The sequence below is a fragment of the Exiguobacterium sp. s39 genome, assembly GCF_018618925.1.
Taxonomy (GTDB): Bacteria; Bacillota; Bacilli; order Exiguobacteriales; family Exiguobacteriaceae; genus Exiguobacterium_A; species Exiguobacterium_A abrahamii.
This window is the reverse complement of record NZ_JACSNA010000001.1, coordinates 477,041-494,955: the sequence shown is the minus strand read 5'-3', so window position 1 is coordinate 494,955 and position 17,915 is coordinate 477,041. Positions and strand designations below refer to the sequence as shown.

Annotated in this window: 19 protein-coding genes; 6 read left to right on the top strand and 13 right to left on the bottom strand. The window is 46.8% G+C overall.

Annotation, left to right across the window (positions count from 1 at the left end):
* Nucleotides 1-5: 5 nt before the first annotated feature.
* The 4 genes from KNQ11_RS02520 to KNQ11_RS02505 are packed head-to-tail and all read right to left on the bottom strand — an operon-like array spanning nt 6 to nt 3,630.
* Nucleotides 6-782, bottom strand: a complete 777-nt coding sequence (locus KNQ11_RS02520) for a 3-hydroxybutyrate dehydrogenase (protein ID WP_214769273.1) — start codon at nt 780-782, stop codon at nt 6-8.
* 5 nt (nt 783-787) lie between these two features.
* Nucleotides 788-1,450 (bottom strand): 3-oxoacid CoA-transferase subunit B, encoded by a 663-nt coding sequence (locus KNQ11_RS02515; RefSeq protein WP_214769270.1) that lies wholly within the window; start codon nt 1,448-1,450, stop codon nt 788-790.
* 13 nt (nt 1,451-1,463) lie between these two features.
* Entirely contained in the window at nt 1,464-2,165 is a 702-nt protein-coding gene (locus KNQ11_RS02510; RefSeq protein WP_149427070.1) for a CoA transferase subunit A, read from the bottom strand.
* 25 nt (nt 2,166-2,190) lie between these two features.
* On the bottom strand, nt 2,191-3,630 hold the full coding sequence (locus KNQ11_RS02505; RefSeq protein ID WP_035398062.1) for a GntP family permease: 1,440 nt from the start codon (nt 3,628-3,630) through the stop codon (nt 2,191-2,193).
* A gap of 241 nt (nt 3,631-3,871) precedes the next feature.
* On the opposite strand from KNQ11_RS02505, the gene KNQ11_RS02500 reads away from it, so the two are divergent.
* The 4 genes from KNQ11_RS02500 (at nt 3,872) to KNQ11_RS02485 (ending at nt 7,066) form a co-directional block, all read left to right on the top strand.
* A complete protein-coding gene (locus KNQ11_RS02500) occupies nt 3,872-4,987 on the top strand; it encodes a GGDEF domain-containing protein (protein ID WP_149427069.1) in 1,116 nt (371 codons plus the stop codon).
* 55 nt (nt 4,988-5,042) lie between these two features.
* Nucleotides 5,043-5,210 (top strand): hypothetical protein, encoded by a 168-nt coding sequence (locus tag KNQ11_RS02495; protein ID WP_023467823.1) that lies wholly within the window; start codon nt 5,043-5,045, stop codon nt 5,208-5,210.
* A 13-nt stretch (nt 5,211-5,223) separates the two neighbouring features.
* Complete coding sequence (locus KNQ11_RS02490; protein ID WP_023467822.1) at nt 5,224-5,628, top strand: DUF350 domain-containing protein; 405 nt, start codon at nt 5,224-5,226, stop codon at nt 5,626-5,628.
* A 454-nt stretch (nt 5,629-6,082) separates the two neighbouring features.
* On the top strand, nt 6,083-7,066 hold the full coding sequence (locus KNQ11_RS02485) for a hypothetical protein (RefSeq protein ID WP_149427068.1): 984 nt from the start codon (nt 6,083-6,085) through the stop codon (nt 7,064-7,066).
* A 331-nt stretch (nt 7,067-7,397) separates the two neighbouring features.
* Here KNQ11_RS02485 and KNQ11_RS02480 read toward each other — a convergent pair whose 3' ends face one another.
* The 5 genes from KNQ11_RS02480 to trhA all read right to left on the bottom strand — a co-directional run bounded on the left by KNQ11_RS02480 (nt 7,398) and on the right by trhA (nt 11,802).
* A complete protein-coding gene (locus KNQ11_RS02480; protein ID WP_214769267.1) occupies nt 7,398-8,156 on the bottom strand; it encodes a hypothetical protein in 759 nt (252 codons plus the stop codon).
* 132 nt (nt 8,157-8,288) lie between these two features.
* Entirely contained in the window at nt 8,289-8,549 is a 261-nt protein-coding gene (locus KNQ11_RS02475) for a hypothetical protein (protein ID WP_214769264.1), read from the bottom strand.
* Nucleotides 8,550-8,570: 21 nt separating this feature from the next.
* Complete coding sequence (rpiA, locus tag KNQ11_RS02470) at nt 8,571-9,269, bottom strand: ribose-5-phosphate isomerase RpiA (protein WP_214769260.1); 699 nt, start codon at nt 9,267-9,269, stop codon at nt 8,571-8,573.
* Nucleotides 9,270-9,311: 42 nt separating this feature from the next.
* On the bottom strand, nt 9,312-11,036 hold the full coding sequence (locus KNQ11_RS02465; protein WP_214769258.1) for a M3 family oligoendopeptidase: 1,725 nt from the start codon (nt 11,034-11,036) through the stop codon (nt 9,312-9,314).
* Between the two features lie 118 nt (nt 11,037-11,154).
* Nucleotides 11,155-11,802 carry a PAQR family membrane homeostasis protein TrhA gene (gene trhA, locus KNQ11_RS02460; protein ID WP_023467814.1) on the bottom strand — a complete coding sequence of 216 codons (648 nt, stop codon included), beginning with the start codon at nt 11,800-11,802 and terminating at the stop codon, nt 11,155-11,157.
* A gap of 112 nt (nt 11,803-11,914) precedes the next feature.
* On the opposite strand from trhA, the gene KNQ11_RS02455 reads away from it, so the two are divergent.
* Nucleotides 11,915-12,430 carry a DUF1836 domain-containing protein gene (locus tag KNQ11_RS02455; protein ID WP_133208058.1) on the top strand — a complete coding sequence of 172 codons (516 nt, stop codon included), beginning with the start codon at nt 11,915-11,917 and terminating at the stop codon, nt 12,428-12,430.
* A 54-nt stretch (nt 12,431-12,484) separates the two neighbouring features.
* A complete protein-coding gene (locus KNQ11_RS02450) occupies nt 12,485-13,450 on the top strand; it encodes a DUF4003 family protein (protein ID WP_214769255.1) in 966 nt (321 codons plus the stop codon).
* 76 nt (nt 13,451-13,526) lie between these two features.
* On the opposite strand, the gene KNQ11_RS02445 is transcribed toward KNQ11_RS02450, so the two are convergent.
* From KNQ11_RS02445 to KNQ11_RS02430, 4 genes are all read right to left on the bottom strand, one after another.
* A complete protein-coding gene (locus KNQ11_RS02445; protein ID WP_050678313.1) occupies nt 13,527-13,793 on the bottom strand; it encodes a hypothetical protein in 267 nt (88 codons plus the stop codon).
* Between the two features lie 61 nt (nt 13,794-13,854).
* Nucleotides 13,855-15,609 (bottom strand): EAL domain-containing protein, encoded by a 1,755-nt coding sequence (locus KNQ11_RS02440; protein WP_238987944.1) that lies wholly within the window; start codon nt 15,607-15,609, stop codon nt 13,855-13,857.
* Between the two features lie 32 nt (nt 15,610-15,641).
* Nucleotides 15,642-17,276, bottom strand: a complete 1,635-nt coding sequence (locus KNQ11_RS02435) for an ATP-binding protein (RefSeq protein ID WP_251133504.1) — start codon at nt 17,274-17,276, stop codon at nt 15,642-15,644.
* 83 nt (nt 17,277-17,359) lie between these two features.
* Nucleotides 17,360-17,791, bottom strand: a complete 432-nt coding sequence (locus KNQ11_RS02430) for a YaiI/YqxD family protein (RefSeq protein WP_058265220.1) — start codon at nt 17,789-17,791, stop codon at nt 17,360-17,362.
* Nucleotides 17,792-17,915: the final 124 nt, after the last annotated feature.

Here is a 17,915-nt window from a genome sequence, read left to right as displayed (position 1 = left end):
TCTCCTTATTGAATCGTATATCCTCCATCGAGTACATTCGCTTGTCCCGTGATGCCCCTTGCTTTGCGGCTCGCGAGGAACAACGCATAATCCGCGATCTCCTCGACGGCAAGCAGACGCTTTTGCGGAACGAGCGGATAGATGACTTCTTCAAGTACTTTTTCGAGTTCGACGTGACGTGTCTTCGCCAAGTCTTCCATCTGATTCCGGACAAGTGGTGTATCGACGTACCCCGGGCAAATCGCGTTGACGGTGATTCCGTGTTCCGCTCCTTCAAGGGCTGCGACTTTCGTTAAGCCGAGCAACCCATGCTTCGCCGAGTTATACGCCGCTTTCCCGGCAAAGCCGATCAAACCATTGATCGATGCCATGTTAAGAATCCGTCCGTAGCCTTGTTCCTTCATGATCGGAAAGGCATGCTTGATGGCGATGAACGGCGCCGTCAACATGATCTTGATCATCAATTCAAACTTCTCCGTCGGAAACTCCTCGATTGGTGAGACGTGTTGAAGACCCGCGTTATTGATCAAGACGTCAAGTCGACCAAACTGTTCGACCGTCTGCTTCAAGACGGCTTCGACCTGTGCTTCATCGGTGACGTTGAGCGTCATACCAACCGCTTCATGACCAGCTGCGCGAATCGCTGCCGCAGCTTCTTCTGCTGCTTCCGCGCGGACGTCCGTTACGACGACCTTCGCTCCTGCCGCAGCGAACGCCTTTGAGATTTCAAGACCAATTCCGCTTCCTGCACCTGTTACGAGTACGATATCTCCTTGAACCATCTGCTTCACTCCCCTGCCGTCACGCGCTCGAGTTCCGGACTGACCGTGAATCGTGCTTCCGTGACTTGTTTGACGTCTTCGACCGTATAACCATTCAGCGTCTCGATCAAGACCATTCCGTCCGGCGTGAAATCAAAGACGGCCCGATCCGTGATCAGACGGTTGACGACGGCACGTCCTGTCAACGGCAAGGTACACGCCTGTTTGACTTTCGATTCGCCGTGTTTGTTGACATGTTCCATGATGATGACGACGCGTTTCGCTCCATTGACGAGGTCCATCGCCCCGCCCATGCCTTTGACCATCTTGCCCGGAATCATCCAGTTCGCGAGGTCACCGTTCTGATCGACTTCCATCCCGCCGAGGATCGCGAGGTCGATGTGCCCACCGCGAATCATCGCGAACGATTCGGCACTGTCGAAGTAAGATGCACCGGATTGTGCCGTGACCGTTTCTTTGCCGGCATTGATTTCATCGGCATCGACTTCATGATCAAGCGGATACGGTCCGATGCCAAGCAGTCCATTTTCGGATTGCAGCATGACATGCATATCGTCCGGAATCGCATTGGCGATCAATGTCGGAATCCCAATCCCGAGGTTAACGTACATCCCGTCTTCAACTTCCTGAAGTGCGCGTTCAATGATGATCTCTCGTGTCGTTTTCATATCCGTCTCCTCCTCAAGCTTCCCGGACAGTCCGGCGTTCGATGCGTTTTTCATAATCCGTTCCGACGACGATGCGCTGAACGTAGACAGCAGGTGTATGAATCTCATTCGGGTCGAGTTCACCGACTTCGACCAGTTCTTCGACTTCAACGATCGTTACTTTTCCGGCTGTCGCGACAATCGGGTTAAAGTTGCGTGACGTCTTCCGGAAGACGAGGTTCCCGAGTCGATCTGCTTTCCATGCCTTGACGATCGCAAAATCGCCGACGATTCCTTCTTCGAGCAGATACGTCTTCCCGTCGAACTCCTTTTGTTCCTTCCCTTCAGCAATCGGTGTGCCGACGCCTGTTGGTGTATAGAAACCGGGAATGCCAGCTCCACCGGCACGGATACGTTCCGCAAGCGTACCTTGTGGGACGAGATCGACTTCGATCTCGCCACTGAGGTATTGTTGCTCGAACGTCTTGTTTTCCCCGACATACGACGAAACCATCTTCTTGATTTGTCGTGTCTGCAAGAGGAGACCGAGACCGAAGTCATCGACACCACAGTTATTACTGACGACCGTCAAATCCTTGACGCCCTTCTCTTGCAACGCGGTAATTGATTTTTCCGGGATTCCGCAGAGTCCGAAGCCCCCTACGACTAGCGTCGCCCCGTCAAAGATGTCTGCTGTCGCTTCCGCGAATGATCCGTATACTTTCCCCTGCTTCATCTGATGATGCCCCCTTTAAAAATCCTTAGTATAAACCAGTCAAGCTATACAATCCGATCATCAAGAAGACCGTCACTGTCTTGAGGATCGTAATCATGAAGATGTCCTTATACGACTGACGATGCGTCAGCCCCGTGACGGCAAGTAACGTGATGACGGCACCGTTATGCGGTAATGTATCCATCCCGCCGGACGCCATCGAGATGACGCGGTGCATGACTTCCGGTGGCACGCCACCTGATGTGATCGCTTGCGTATATTTATCCGACATCGCACTTAACGCGATTCCCATTCCGCCCGATGCGGAACCGGTGACACCGGCAAGCGTCGTCGTCGTGACGGCTCCGTTGACGAGCGGATTCGTGAACGTCTCTGAAATCCCGCTTGAGACGGACTTGAATCCTGGTAACGCTGCGATGACGCCTCCGAAACCATACTCAGCACCTGTATTCATGACCGCTAGAAGCGCGCCACCGATACTGACGTTCAAACCAGCTTGGAAGTTCGTCTTGATCTTCGGGAAGTCATACAGCATCGCTGCGAGAATTCCGATCAATAACGCCATTTGGACGGACCAGATTGCAAGAACGGCCGGCGTCTCGATTTTTCCAAATGCCTCTAGACCAATTGCTGAAAAATCGAATCCTTCTGGATACCATTTCGGAATCGAGAGTGTGAAGACTTTGTTCATGACGGCAACGAGGACGAGTGGAACGAAGGCAAGGACTTGCCGATAGACCGGTTGACGATCCGTCTCAAGTGTCATTTCCGGTTCGTTCTTCAACTCCATCTGCGGTGCGGCACTTGCCGCCGTTGCTTCAAATCCAGCGTAGCCTTCCCCTGCTTGATGGGCTTTTTTCTTACGTGACTCGAGATACCACATGCCGACGACTAGGATGAACAATCCACCGACTGTTCCCATGATTGGTGCAGCGTAGATATCCGTTTTGAAGAACGTCGTTGGGATGACGTTTTGAATCTGAGGTGTTCCTGGTAACGCATCCATCGTGAACGTGAATGCACCAAGGGCGATCGTTCCCGGGATGAGGCGTTTCGGGATGTTCGCTTCGCGGAACAAGTTCGCTGCGAACGGATAAACAGCGAAGACGACGACGAACAGGCTGACACCGCTATATGTAAGAATGGCGCCGAGTAAGACGATGGCAAGAATAGCGCGTTTCGCACCGATCATGCGGATGATCGTCTTCGCGATCGACTCCGCGATACCAGACATCTCAACGACTTTTCCGAAAATCGCTCCGAGGAGGAAGACCGGGAAGTACGCCTTGATGAAGCCGACCATCTTTTCCATGAAGATATTCGAGAAGAAGGGTAACACCCAATCCGGGTTCGTCAGTAGGACGGCGAACAAGGCACAGATTGGCGCAAATAGGATGACCGAAAAACCACGATAGGCAACGAACATCAATAAGGATAAGGCAAGAAGAATGATGACAAGTTCCATAAGTAGATCTCCTTCGATTTTAGTAAGCGCTTTCATATCGCTTCTTCATCATTTAACAACGCAGTGTCGAGGAGGTCAATTAAATTCCGTCAAACTATAAGTACAGCTTATAGAAATCATAAGTTCACATTATAGACACAATTGCATCAGATAGATTATTTTTTCAAGGAACAGGAGTTAGTCCTTTTATGGCGTATGTCTTTTAAGTAACGTACTTTTTATTTGAAAGGATGGACAATTCATGAAAAGCATCCTTTTTGACGTCTTGCATAACGTGACGCTATTAATGGCTGGTTTCTATCTGCTAGGAAAATTATCACCGCTCCCGATCACCCGTGACTCCCCACGTCCGACGCGCGTGTTGTATGGTCTTGCCCTAAGTGTCATCTCTTTATTACTCATGCAGATGACGATTGAAGCAGCACCTGGCGTCATGGTTGATTTGCGTCATATTCCGGTCGTCGTCGCTGCCTACTTTGGTGGCGCCATCCCGACAACGATCGTGACGATCGCGATCATAATCTATCGTTTCAGTTTAGGAACGAATCTAGCAGCCTTCACCGCATTCGGTTTCATCGTCGCCGTTGCCTTAGGAACAAGCTTAATCGTTCGCGAGATGCCACCCTATGCAAAACGAACATTCACACTCGTGACAATCTATGCGACGGCTTTACACGCTCTTGTCTTATGGATTGTCTTACCGAAACAGATTCTTCTAATTGAAGTGATGGCAGTCGTCATTCCTGCTTCTTTCGTCAGTAGTTGGCTCGCCCTAGTGATCATCCGTGATATTCGGTTGACCAAACAATCATTACGGATGCTTCGGCAAAAAGCGCAACTCGACTTTTTGACAGGATTAAATAATTCACGCGCCTTCAACGAATACTATACGGATGTCAAACAGCGATTGATCCTAAACAAACAGTCGGTCGTGTTGTTGACGATCGATATTGATCATTTTAAACAGGTCAACGATACGTATGGACATGAGGCTGGCGACGAGGTGCTACGGCAGTTCGCCAATCGACTGCGTGATGGAGTGTCAGAAAGCGGGTATTTATCCCGTAACGGCGGCGAGGAATTTTCGGTCCTGTTTGAGGGTGTTCTGCTTGCTGAAGTCCTGCCTTTAGCAGAACAATTACGTGAACGGATCGCTTCTAGTACGTTCCGACTAGCGACGACAGAGCTATCGCTCACGGCATCGTTTGGTTTAGCCGCGTACGATGAGACGACACTGCAAATCGACGATCTTCTACTGGATGCGGATGCTGCCCTCTATCAGGCAAAGCAACAAGGACGGAATCAAGTCGTCCTGTTTTCTCCTAATGCAGAATCTGCCGTCAGCTTTCAAGAATAACGATGGACGCCACCTCTGAAATCCGCTACCTTTAAAGAAGAGGTAGGTGATTGGCATGAAGTTAGCAAAAGGTCCCTATATCCTGATCGGCCTCATTTTAGGTCTCTTGTTCGGATTCATTGGTGACAACTTCTATTTGTATGTATCAGCAGGTATTCTCGTCGGAGCACTGCTTGAATTGTATGTTGCATACGAACAACGCAAAAAAAATAAAAAATCATGATGGAGGTACCAGCATGACATTCAGTGATCTATTCCTTTCAACGCTCTCGTATATCGGTGTCGCGACCGTACTCCTTGCAATCGGTGTCGTCCTGTTCGAGGTGACGACGAAATCAAAGGAGCTCGAACTAATCCGTAACGGAAAGAAAGCAGCCGTCTACGCCTTCGGTGGACGAATTCTTGGTCTTGCCATCGTCCTCTATTCGAGTATCTCGAACTCCGTCAGCATTCTCGATATGGTGTTATGGGGTGCACTCGCGATCGTCTTACAAATCGTCTTGTTCTATCTTGCAGATTTATTGATTCCACGTTTGAGCATGACGAAAGAGATTGATGCGAATAACGAAGCAGTCGGCTTGCTGCTCCTTTTCTTATCGATTTCGATCGGTTTGATCATTGCAGGATCGCTTACATATTAAAACACATGAAAACAGCCCTGGATCATTAGGATCTAGGGCTGTTTAGATTGAGGATAACTCCTATTTTGTATTTTAAAGGAGGAGTTTTTGTATACGCTAAAAACTAAAAAAACAGTATTCCAAGTCTTCGTGCATTATGAGAACAACGGAAATTTAAGTAATCAAGTCTTTTCATTATGAATCCAATATACTTTATCCCAAAATTAAAAAATATGAAAATTAGGATGTTTATCAAGATCGACTTATTTTTATCATAATCATTTTTAAAGGGATTTTGAATCATTAATACGTAAGAAATGGTTTACCATGAATAATACAAACTTTCTATCTTTTTTCTTAAAAAAACATACTTATCTTTTTTTACAAAAACAGGATATTATTTTCTGTTCTTTCATTTAAAATAATACATGTGAATTTACTATTTATTTATATTTAATTTAAGGAGAAGATGCATTTGAAAAAAATTATACTTTTGCTTTTGACCTTTTGTTCCCTTGCTATACATGTAGATGCTACATCACCTTACTATACAGTTCCAAAGCAACAAAGTATAACCTCTGGAATTTACCAAAATGGTAAATTAGTTTATGCAGCGAAAAATGAATCTCCTACTTATCCGTATACCATCACTAATGTTGTATCCGCTGGTAATAATCTTTTCTATACAGAAAGTGAAAAAAATCATTTTATCGACTCTGTTTGTATGTTAGCTTTTGAAAAATATGAACTTCGATTCCGCTCTAAAAACGGAGTCATTTCCACTGTAAAAGGGGCAAATATCAATGGACGAAGAGGACACATTGGAAGCGATGGAAAATACGTCTACTTTGTCTCGAATAAAAGCAACAGTAAAGGGGATTTGGTCCGTGTTTCTTCAACCGGAAAAGAACGAAAAATTCTCGTAACTGATGTTCAGGACTTTTGGATGTCCGATAAAGAAATCTTTTATGTCAAAAACAGATCTTTCTATAAAATGAACGTTAAAAGTTATCGCTCTACTATCTTGGAAATTGGTAAAGGAAAACTTCTCACGCCTTCAAACTGTGATAAATTAAACTATATCCATTATGATGAAGGAATCGCCTTTTTAAGCGCAGTCACTACTTATCGTCATCGATTTGATCTTTACGACTATGTAACAGGACAAACCAAAGCAATGGTTTACAAAACAAACGATCATGTGTTCAAAAATAAAAATATCACTACCATCACGATAGAGGCTATTGATTTCTTAAACGGTAACTATATAGTCTCAGAGAATAATTCATTGTTTTTACGAGATGTTAATGGAAAGACCTTAAAAAAGATAGTAACTCTGTCTAATAATCTCTATGATCCTTATCTTTTTTTCGAAGAGACTTACTTAAAATCAATTAATTTACAACTAGGTAAGCTCACTTATTTACAGGGTAAAAAGTTATATACTAAATCTTTTTAAATATTTCTACTGTATAAGGCTCCTGTACTTTTAAGATATATCTGAAGGCTTTTACTAAATCGATTTTAGTTCAAAGACAAATCACTATTCCATTCTTTTTAAGTTAAGAGGAGATAAAATTTAACTTTAAGTCAATAAACATATAAATAAAGTGTCTTGTTACGAGCTTGAAACGTTTCGAAGATGATTGTTGTTTTTGACTTTACATATGAAAAGCAACCTATCATTTTCATGGAAGTATACTTATAAAATTTCAACAGCGACTCTATATAAAAAGACCATTCAACTTTCTGAATGGTCTTTTTATATAGATAATGATTTAATCAAATAGTTACGTTGATTCTTGTTCTACAGTCGTAAATGTGTTATCCCATTCCAGTAATTTATTGAACTCAGACATCTTAAAATCCTTTGGAAGATTCGTTACATCAATCCATACCCATGAACGAAATGCTGTAGCCTTCTCGTCATCTGCTCCCATCACAATCACCTTTCCAGCCTTCATCGATCCGCCTTTCATTTTCGTCACTAATTTTGCCAAGTCTTTTTTCACTGTGTGTCGCGCTTCCTTATGTACGTTCACCATGATCTGCACATGCCGCATCGATTCTTCGCTCAATTCGGTATATCGCAATACATTATTTAGCTTTACGTCATCTATGAATAATTCCGGTGGAGAGTTCACCTCGACCCTAATAAAATTGTTTCCGTACACCTCTGTTGCTTCGTTCGTGACTGCTTTACGAATATCACGTGACCAAATTTCTTCCCGATATGTATCGTACAATTCATAATCATTATGATACGTTGCATAGAACGAGACATCGTCCTTCTTATCCGGTTCGTTCGTATGAAAAATTGCCCCATATTCGCTTCTAGTCGCATCGTAACGAGTGTACTCTAGGTCAAATTTCGTTTTATACTCTCGCTCTAAATCTACTTCCAATCGTTTTCCGATTTCTTTTTCTTTGATCGGATTGCCATTCATGATTAAAACGAATGAACCAACGATAACAACGAAACAAGCGATGATCACAATCCAGCCAAACTTCAACCACATACGCCTCACTTTTCTTGACCAACTATACATACATTTGCCTCCTGCTGAACATTTTTAATTTTCTATGGATTGCGTTTATTTTTTACTACGCTCACAACTAAACGGCTAAAGTCCGTTCAAATCCGGACTTTAGCCGTTTTAATTACTCATAGTTGACTGCCACTATTTCTCAAGCTCTTCTAGCTCTGTCCGCGAACGCGGAAAACCATTCGCTTGCCACTCCGACCGATAGATCGAATCCAGTTTCGTCAATCCGACCTCATCCGGGTCTTTCGTAGCATCTGGACTCGGATCCTGATCGAGATGCGCTAAATAATCACGTAACGCATCGGTCTGTGTGCCCTGTTCCCGCTTCCTGAACAACAGTAGACTCGCACCGGCAATGACACCTGCTCCGAATAAATACCGTTTTTTCAAGCCCATATGGTTTCCTTCTTTCTTCCCTTAAACCAATCCACCGCCGTCACGCAGTCGTGGATGCGCGATGCGTTTGACCTTGCCCTCTTCGACCGTCAGGACATGATCTGGCTGTCGCTCGAAGTAACCCGTATCGAGTACACCCGACCAGCTCTTCACTTCTTTTGCAAATACTCGGACGTCCGAGATGGCTGATACATCAACGTCAAGAATCACGTGACATCCATCTGTAACGAAGGGACGATCGTCTTTCACGCGTAGCGTTGCTGAGACATGCTTATCACGTAACCGTTGTCGCACATACGGTAAGGCAAACGGATCCAGTTCGACAGGTAACGGTCCGCTTAAATGATGGACGAACTTCGAGGAATCGGTCAGATAGAGCAATTCCCGACTCATCAGTGCGACGATTTTCTCGCGAAATAGTGCACCGCCACCACCTTTGATCGTTTGAAATCGTCCGTCAATCTGATCGATCCCATCGATCGTCAAATCGATTTCCATTCCCTCTTCCAAGTCGATCAACGGAATGTATAACTGTTCCGCGAGTCGGACCGTCGCAAGTGACGTTGCCACGCCTTGAATCTGTAGTCCCGCCTGCACAAGTGGACCAAGCGCCTCGATGAACCGTTCCGTCGTCGAACCCGTCCCAAGACCCACTATCATCCCATCTTTCACGTAAGTTAGTGCTGCCTCAGCGACTAATTGTTTCTCCTGTTCATACATCCGCATCCCTCCCTACATTTCTGTTCCCGTTTCGATTCGTCTTCAATCGACGGAGAGAGAGGATTCCGTTAACGTCAGGTACTGCTCAATTGCCTGGACGAGCGGTTGTTGAGCTTCCATCCAAAACGCGACAGATGTCGGATCAGCGTCGAGATGACGTGTAACGATCTCATCGATTGTCGCTTGACCGGAATCATGCATGACGGCTTCAAAGACTGTCGAAAAATGTCTCGGATTCGCTTGAACCGTCTGATACAGGCTATTGCTGAGTAGATAACCGATCGTGTAGGGAATGTTGTAGAACGCAAGATTCGGATTGAACAAGTGACTGATGTACATCCATTTATAGCGCGCCGGTTCAGGCAATACCGGACCATAGGCTAACCGTTCTTCCTCTTGCAGGAGTTCACTTAACCGTTCGGCACTGACCGTCCCTTGCTGACGTTCCGCATAAAAACGTTGCTCGAACCGGAACATGCCGGGAACGATGCTGGCATATTTCAGCCCTTCCCGGATCTTGACCTCTAGGAGAGCGAGCACTTCCTCCCGCTCCGTCGTCTCTTTGATGGCAGCATCGAGGACGAGATTCTCCATGAACGTCGAAGCCGTCTCCGCGATGCTCGTTCCTTTGACTTGATTTAAATACGGTTCGTCTTGCAGTAAATAATTATGATAAGCATGACCGAATTCATGAGCGAGCGTCGCGACGTCCGGATAACTATCACGGTACGTCATGAAAATTCGACTCTCTTTTGCAATCGGGAATGCGGCACAGAATCCACCTTCCGCTTTTCCAGGACGATTCTCTGCATCGACCCATCCCTCACTAAACACGTTTTCCGCGAAGGCGCCGAGCTGCGGATTCAATCGTTTGAATTGTGTCGTGACGATTGTCTCTGCCATCTCAAACGGAACGTGACGCGCGGAGCGATAGGTGTTCGTCTCAAAATCATGCCATTCTCCCGTCACCCGCTCCGCCTGGGCAATCTTCCGAGCGTAATAGGCGTGAAAGAGGTCGCGGTGTTGATCGAGTGCTTCCATCATCGCTTTTAGGCTCGCTTCCGAGATCCGGTTCTGCTCAAGCAACTCGGTCAACGGTTGCTCCCAGTTCCGCATCTTGTAGGATTGCAGTCTGAAGCCAGCAATCCGGTTCAGAATCGTCGCAAACAAGTCAGCTTCTTTTGCACAAGCGGTGTCAACTGCTGTCGCTGCCGCTAAACGAGCCGAACGGTCAGGTGCGAACATCGCTTCGTGTAGCCCTTGACCAATCGTGACCTGCTTTTTGTCCAAGTCGACGCGCAATGCCATGAAGCGCTGTTTGTAGAGCTGCCCCCAGCCTTGGAACCCGTCCACACCGAGATCCTGCAACAATTGTTCCTGAACTAGTGGTGCACGACGGGACTGGATGTCACGGCGTTCGTTCAAGAAAAAGGCGTATGGTGAACCCGTGACGAGCTCCTCCCACTCTTCTTGTGACAGTGCGGCGATCTTCGTATCGAGTGCTGCTGCCTCACTGCGCACCATCGCTTGCACGATTTCGATCTCTTCGAGCAATGGATGGACTTCTGAGCGCGTGACATCTTCAGCGTACAGACAATAAATGAAGTCGCTCCATTCCTCGACGTCGCGCGCGACTTGCTGATAACGTTCGACCTGTTCTGCCACATTAGTCGGACGTTTTGTCAACGCCGCTTGTATCGTAGTAATTCCTGCTTTGACGTCATCTATCGTGTAGAGTGTCTCTAACTGCCATCGTGTGTGTTTCATGTTTTTCCCCCTATGCGTGATCTATTCGTTCTTTCATTCGTGAGGACACTCGACTTCTCCTGTATTTTCCATCAGACACAAAAAAACTCCTTCAGCCATTGACTGAAGGAGGACATCCTCACAAGACGAAGAAGTAGACACATAGGAAATGCGCTAGGCTACCCAGTAGTACGAAGATATGGAAGATTTCATGGAATCCAAGATGTTTGAACGATAAAATACGTGGCTTCAGCCCATAGATGATGCCACCGATCGTATAGAAGATACCACCAAGGAACAACAATCCGATGCCGAGCGGTGATAAGACTTGCGCGAGTGGTGTGATCGCAAATACCATGATCCAGCCCATTCCGATGTAGAGCGTCGTTGATAACCAACGCGGACTGTTGAACCAAACCAATTTAAAGGTGATTCCAGAGACTGCAATCAACATGACAATGCTGAACAAGACCCAACCGGTCGGACCGTTCAGACTGACGAGACAAAACGGTGCGTAAGACCCGGCGATCAACAGATAAATCATCGAATGATCCAACCGACGCCAGATCGCGATCGCCCGGTCGCTCGCAAGCACCATATGATACGTTGCCGAAACAGCATAAAGCGCCATCATACTGACACCAAAAATAATCGCTGCAACGATCGCAAGTGATGCCCCCCGTTCTAACGATGCCTTGATGACAAGTGCCAGTAACCCGACAAAAGCAAAGACAGCCCCTCCAAGATGCGTTAATCCATTAATCGGTTCTCTCATATAAGCTTTCACTTTCGTTCCTCCTCTGATATGTAGTTTTGAATACTACATGGCGTTATATACGTATTCTATCATATGATGGAGAAGTAGAAAGTCCTATTTTAGCGATTTTGGAGGTTTTTTTATGACACATTCTGACGACACGAGACACGATCGTCAATTACAGCTCGAAGATATCCCGAATATCGATCTCTATATGGATCAAGTCATCCAACTGTTCGAGCGGACATTCGAGGAAACGACGCGAAGTGCAGACGAGACGATTTTGACGAAGACGATGATCAACAATTATGCCAAAAAGAAATTATTCTTTCCGGTCACGAATAAAAAGTATACGAAGGAACACTTGATTCTGATCAGCTTGATTTATCAATTGAAAAGTTCGTTTTCGATTAATGATATCAAGACGATTCTCTCGCCCTTGAACGCAGGGATCGAACAGGACCAACTCGATCTTGAAGGGTTTTATCGTAATTACCTCGAACTGACGGAACGAAATACAGCGCGCTTCGTAACGGAACAAGACGCTCTGACCGCCTCGACGACCGATCCACTGGAACAGATTCTCGCTATGGCTCACATGAGTAACTTGTACCGGCGCGCAGCAGAACAATTGATTGACACCCAACTGAAAAAATAAGAGAACGCTTTCACTGCGTGATACACTAGAAGAAAAGGCAGAGGAGGAACAGTCATGGAGATCGCGACGACTTTCTTGCGACAGCTGGATCACATTGGACCAGAATTCAGAACCTATCAGGATGGCATTCTGATCGAACTGGCATTCGACCGGACGATTGGAACGGAGCAGGTTTCCGCAAGTGTGTTGCTTGAGACAGCAGACGATTTGAAAATACGGTTGCGTACACAAACGACCCAGGCATTATTACTTGCTTCGAAGATTCATGCCTTTGACGCCCACACACCGAGTCGGATTGCTGAGATGATGTCGATTCATGGCTATTTAAAATCGCATCGCTTGTCGCATCCCTTGAATGCCTACTCTACTGCCCTGTTCATCAGCCGTCTAACTCCACAGGACGCGGTACTCGAACGAACGGTACAATTATATACACGCCTCAAAAAACAACATCGGTTCATCGTGTCACCGCTATTGATCTCTTTCGTCTACTTTCACGCTACGACACGCGGTGAGTTAGACGAACTCGCCTCGCGTATCGAGATGGTTTATCAACGACTCAAACGACGATTCGGACGCGCTCAACAGACGTATGTCGTCGCCTTGATATTCGCTTTATTGCCTGAAGACGATTGGGATCGCTATATCGCACAAGTGGAGTCATCCCGTAAGATACATCGTAAACACCATGTTCCGCTGTCGTTCCACGGCATGCTTGCGTTACTCGGTGACCCAAACGTTCACGCTTCGTCACTCGAACGGATGGCAGAGGCGTTACGCTCCGATTTACATTTTAAGTACCGGAAAGACTTAGTCTATTTGACAGCGATCCGATTGTATTTAAGTCAACAAACGATCTTGCAACAACTCTTTCCATCTTCGATTCTCCCACCGGACGGCGCCGACGCGCTTCCGTTCTTACTCTTCCCTGTTGATTTGACCGATACGTCCCATGCGACGGACGGCGGGATCGACGGTGGATTTGATGGTGGTGGTGACGGCGGTGGGGGTGGCGAGTAACATTCGAGAACACTACACTAAAAAGGGCAATCGACGCGTGGCATTACTGCCGAACGTCGATTACCCTTATTTTTAGTCATTCTTTATCTTGTTGGTTGTCTTCATCAGACGGCTGGACATCCCCATCTTCATCTGAAGCATGGGACAAATCGGGAGCCTCTTCACTTGAAGCTTCTTCACTTGATTTGTCTGCTTCTTGATCTGGATGCTTCGATTCTTTTTCATCCTTCGATTTTTCCGGAACCTCCGCATGGTTCTGCGGATCACGCCCCGCAATCTCATCCTTCGTCATTCGGTTACCTGAAGTAATTGGATCCGTTTCTTTATCGTGTTGATCAGCCATTTGGCATCCCCCTTAAAATGTACTTGTTCCACCTTTTAAGGTATTCCCGACTGAAGAACGGTTAAACCTCAGCACGTCCTCGCATGATGTCTTCGACGAGCAGTTGATCGATGGGCTGAGGATGATGGACCTCGTATCCTTGCACATACAATAACTCATCTAACGTTTGAATGTGTTGCAGCTGTGACGGTGTTTCGACTTCCTGAATCACGAGCGCGATGTTCAACGTCGACGTCAAGGAATGGACAGAGCGAATCATCGAGCGCTCCAACTGATTTTGAACGAGTCGACGTGTAAAAATCGGATCGAGTTTGACCGCTTGAACAGGTAAGCGTAACAACGAATTGAGCGACGCATAATGACTGCCGAAATGATCGACGGTCAGACGATAGCCTGCTTGGCGTAACTGTTCCAAGCGTTTGATGGCAAAACGACGACGTGTTTGCAGTACTTCCTCACGAATTTCAAGTATGAGACGCTCATTCGGGAAGTAAGACTCTTCTGTTAGTCGAATTAACTCGGAAAATAGTTGATCCGACTCGAACTGATTTGCCGATAGATTGACGGCGACGGAAATCTTACGACCAAACGTTTCTTCTAACCGGCGTTGATCCAAGATTGCCTGACAGATCGTAAATCGACCAATGTCCGGAAAAATCTCCATCTTCTCAGCAATCGGAATGAAATCCGTCGGACTGACGAAGCCAAGCACTGGGTGGTTCCAGCGCAAAAGTGCTTCAACCGCGACATAATGTTCTTGTTTCGCATCGACGATCCATTGGTAATAAAGTTCGAACTGCCCCCGTTCCAGTGCATGCGACAGCTCTGATTCAAGGACCGATGCAAACGGGTGCTGTTCCGCATGCCGGTTTGGATTGACGAACGAGGTCCGTCGTTTTCCGTCGTGTTTGACTTGTTGCATCAAAGCTTCCGCTGCATAAATCTGCGTCTGACGACTCGCCATGTCACCCGTCAAGAGACTGACACCAGACGATGCCGTCACGTGAATCGGTTCGTCCGCGACACCAACGATTGGTTGCTCGATCGCTTCCGTGACGATGCGGGCATAGTCTATTGCATGCTGTTCGAATTCTTGCTCTTGCTCAAGTTCTGCCAATACGACGAACTCATTACCATCCATCCGTCCGACGACATGATTCGGTAACGGTACATATTTTAAACGACTTGCAATTTCACGCAACACTTCATTCCCTATCCGGTAACCGTGCGTAGCATTGATCGCATGAAAACGGTCGAGGTTCAAGACCATCAAGAAAGCTGGATGAATCGTCACACTCGAAATTAAACGATTCATATAGCGTTCGTTATAGACATCTGTCAAAGCGTCTTTGATGACATACGTTTCAACGTTGATTGATTTACTAATGATGTCAGCGTAATGTTCCACAAGTGCAATATCCTGCTCCTTGAAGTCGAATGGTTGATCGTCGAAGGCGCACAACGTCCCGATCTTCTCATTCTCAGCATTCTTGATTGCCACTCCCATGAAACTTCCGTTCCCCAGTGCTTTCGTGACCGGATGATTGACCGTCAACGGATCGTTGAGCAATTCACTGATTGAAACCTTTCCATCCGTTTCATCGACGACCAGCTTACAGAGGACATGTTGGAAGACATGGGTCGAGCCTTCTTCAATCAATTGTCGTTCTTGATTGATCGCCTTGACAACAAAATTGCTGTAGGAGTCGTTCAATGCAAAAAATAACGTGTTGACGCCGATTCGTTCACTCAGTTTTTCAAGAATCTCTTCGACGAGCGGATGCAATGCTTCATAACGAATGTGTGAATTATTCACCGTGTCTTCCTCCTTTCTCAGTCGATTGTCGGTCATACGTCGAGCGGGAGTTGAATGATGAAGGTACTGCCCTCTCCTTCCGTCGATTGGACGGAAATCGCTCCTCCATGGTCAAGCACGATCATCCGACAAATCGCGAGTCCTAAGCCGGTTCCACCGATTTTACGTGTATCCGAGTTATCTGCTCGGTAAAATTTATCAAAGATGTAAGGGAGCGCTTTTTCTGGAATCCCTAGCCCTTCGTCTGATATCTCAATCCGTAGTTGATCCGACTGGTTTGACCCTTTGATCCGGATTGCCCCACCTTCAGGCGAATATTTAATCGCGTTCATGATCAAGTTCGTGAACAGTTGTTTCATCTTTTCACTGCTTGCTGAAATCGTATAGGAGCCTGGATCGAACTGGACGCTGATGCGATGCGCGCGACTCGCGAGATCAAACATCGGTTTCATCTCGAACATCAATTGTTTCACATCAAGCGGTTCTTTTTGCGTCCCATGCGTCGAATCTTCTCCTTTTTGAATTTCCAGGATGTCATTGATCAATTCCGCCAAACGAACGGTTTCGGAATGAATCGTCTGCAAATATCGCTTTTGGCGCTTAGGATCGACTTCTCGTTTCATCAATAATTCCGTGAAGCCCATGATGGAAGAGAGCGGTGTCCGCAACTCGTGCGACACGATCGAGACGAATTCTGCCTGCTTGAGATCAAGTTCCTTATCTTTCGTCACGTCCCGTAAGACGAGCATCATGCCCCACTCGACGTTTGCGATCGCAATCCGCTCGGCGTAAGCACTGAGTAGCAAGTTCCCCCGAAACGCTGATAGTTCGATCGTTTCTCCCGGAATATCTCCATTCATCAGTTGACCGATGTAGTCATGGAGTGCGTCTGGCTGATCGACATGTTCAAACAGCGACGTCGCCCGTTCGTAGGCGTGGCGGAATCCTTGCGCCTGATTGACGAGCTTCGGTGGAAACATGTTCAACAAGGCTTGGTTCGCATAGATTTGTTCCCCACTACTCTCGATGTATAGGACAGCTTCCCGAATCGAGTCGAGGAGCTGATACGTCTTGATTTTTTCATGCTCCATCTGATGAAACAGGAGATGGCGTTCAAGCGTCATTCCGAGTTTTCGTGATAGATCAAGTAAGTCCCCGACTTGCTCTAGATTGAACTGAGGAAAAGCATGACGAATATAAAGTAACCCGACGACTTGTCCATTACTTGGAGATTGGACGGGGATCGCCGATTCAAACTGATCGCCAATCGGTAATTGAACCGATTTACGCATGACGAACGCCCGACGTAAGACTGAATATTGATCGAGATCTTTTTCAATCAACTCCATCTCGTCGATGCCTTGCGCGACGAAATGATTCAACTGTTCGCGACGGTACAAGAGGATGGCACCTTCTTTTACATCGAGCAGTTGCAACAAGATCGTCAGGACGGTCTCACAGGCCGCTTCGACATTTTGCGTCGCTAACGCTTCCATGATCTCATTGCGTTGCTTCAATTTCAGTTCGACTTCCCGTAAATTCTGTTGTAATCGATTGATTTCACGTTGATCGAGTGATGTGAGTCGTGCCTCAGCTGATGCCGGAACCGTTCCTTGGCGCAATCGGTAAGGACGGTCCTTCGAGTGGTCGCGTAAGATTCGTTTCAACGTGTATCCTCCTTTCTGAATGCATTCCTGTTACAAATTATAGCATGGTCCCTATTTGATCGACAGTTCGAGTACTGTCTTCCTTATATGCTGGTTTGCACTAATGCACGAAATGCCTCTTCAAATGCCCGATCCGCATCGCGCGTCCGTTTTTTCGGTCCTTTCGTCCGTCCACCCGCTCGTCGGATTTGTTGGCCGACATGGCGTGTATGAAGCAATAGATCGATATTCTCGTTCGTAAACTGACGACCATTTTGGTCGATCGCGAGTCCTCCTCGCGCTAAGACGAGTGCTGCTAGACCGTAGTCTTGGGTCACGACGAGATCACCACGTTTCATCCGATTGACGATCGCGTAATCGACGGCATCTGGTCCTTGTCCGACCGTGATCGTCGTCGCCCCCTCCCGCATCATCTGGTGTGCTGTATCACAAACTAAAAAGACGTCACGTCCCTGTCGGTGTCGAATGACGAGATCGACAACGGGACATCCGTCCGCATCTACGAAAATAGACATCTGTATCCTCCCTTGTTGGTTCCACTATCAGTGTCACAAACCAAAAGATTTCTTGTCAAGTCGCGTTTCCCATTTGACCGTTTCTTCGTTCTTTCGGACAATGGAAAAGAGAGGATGTGTTGAA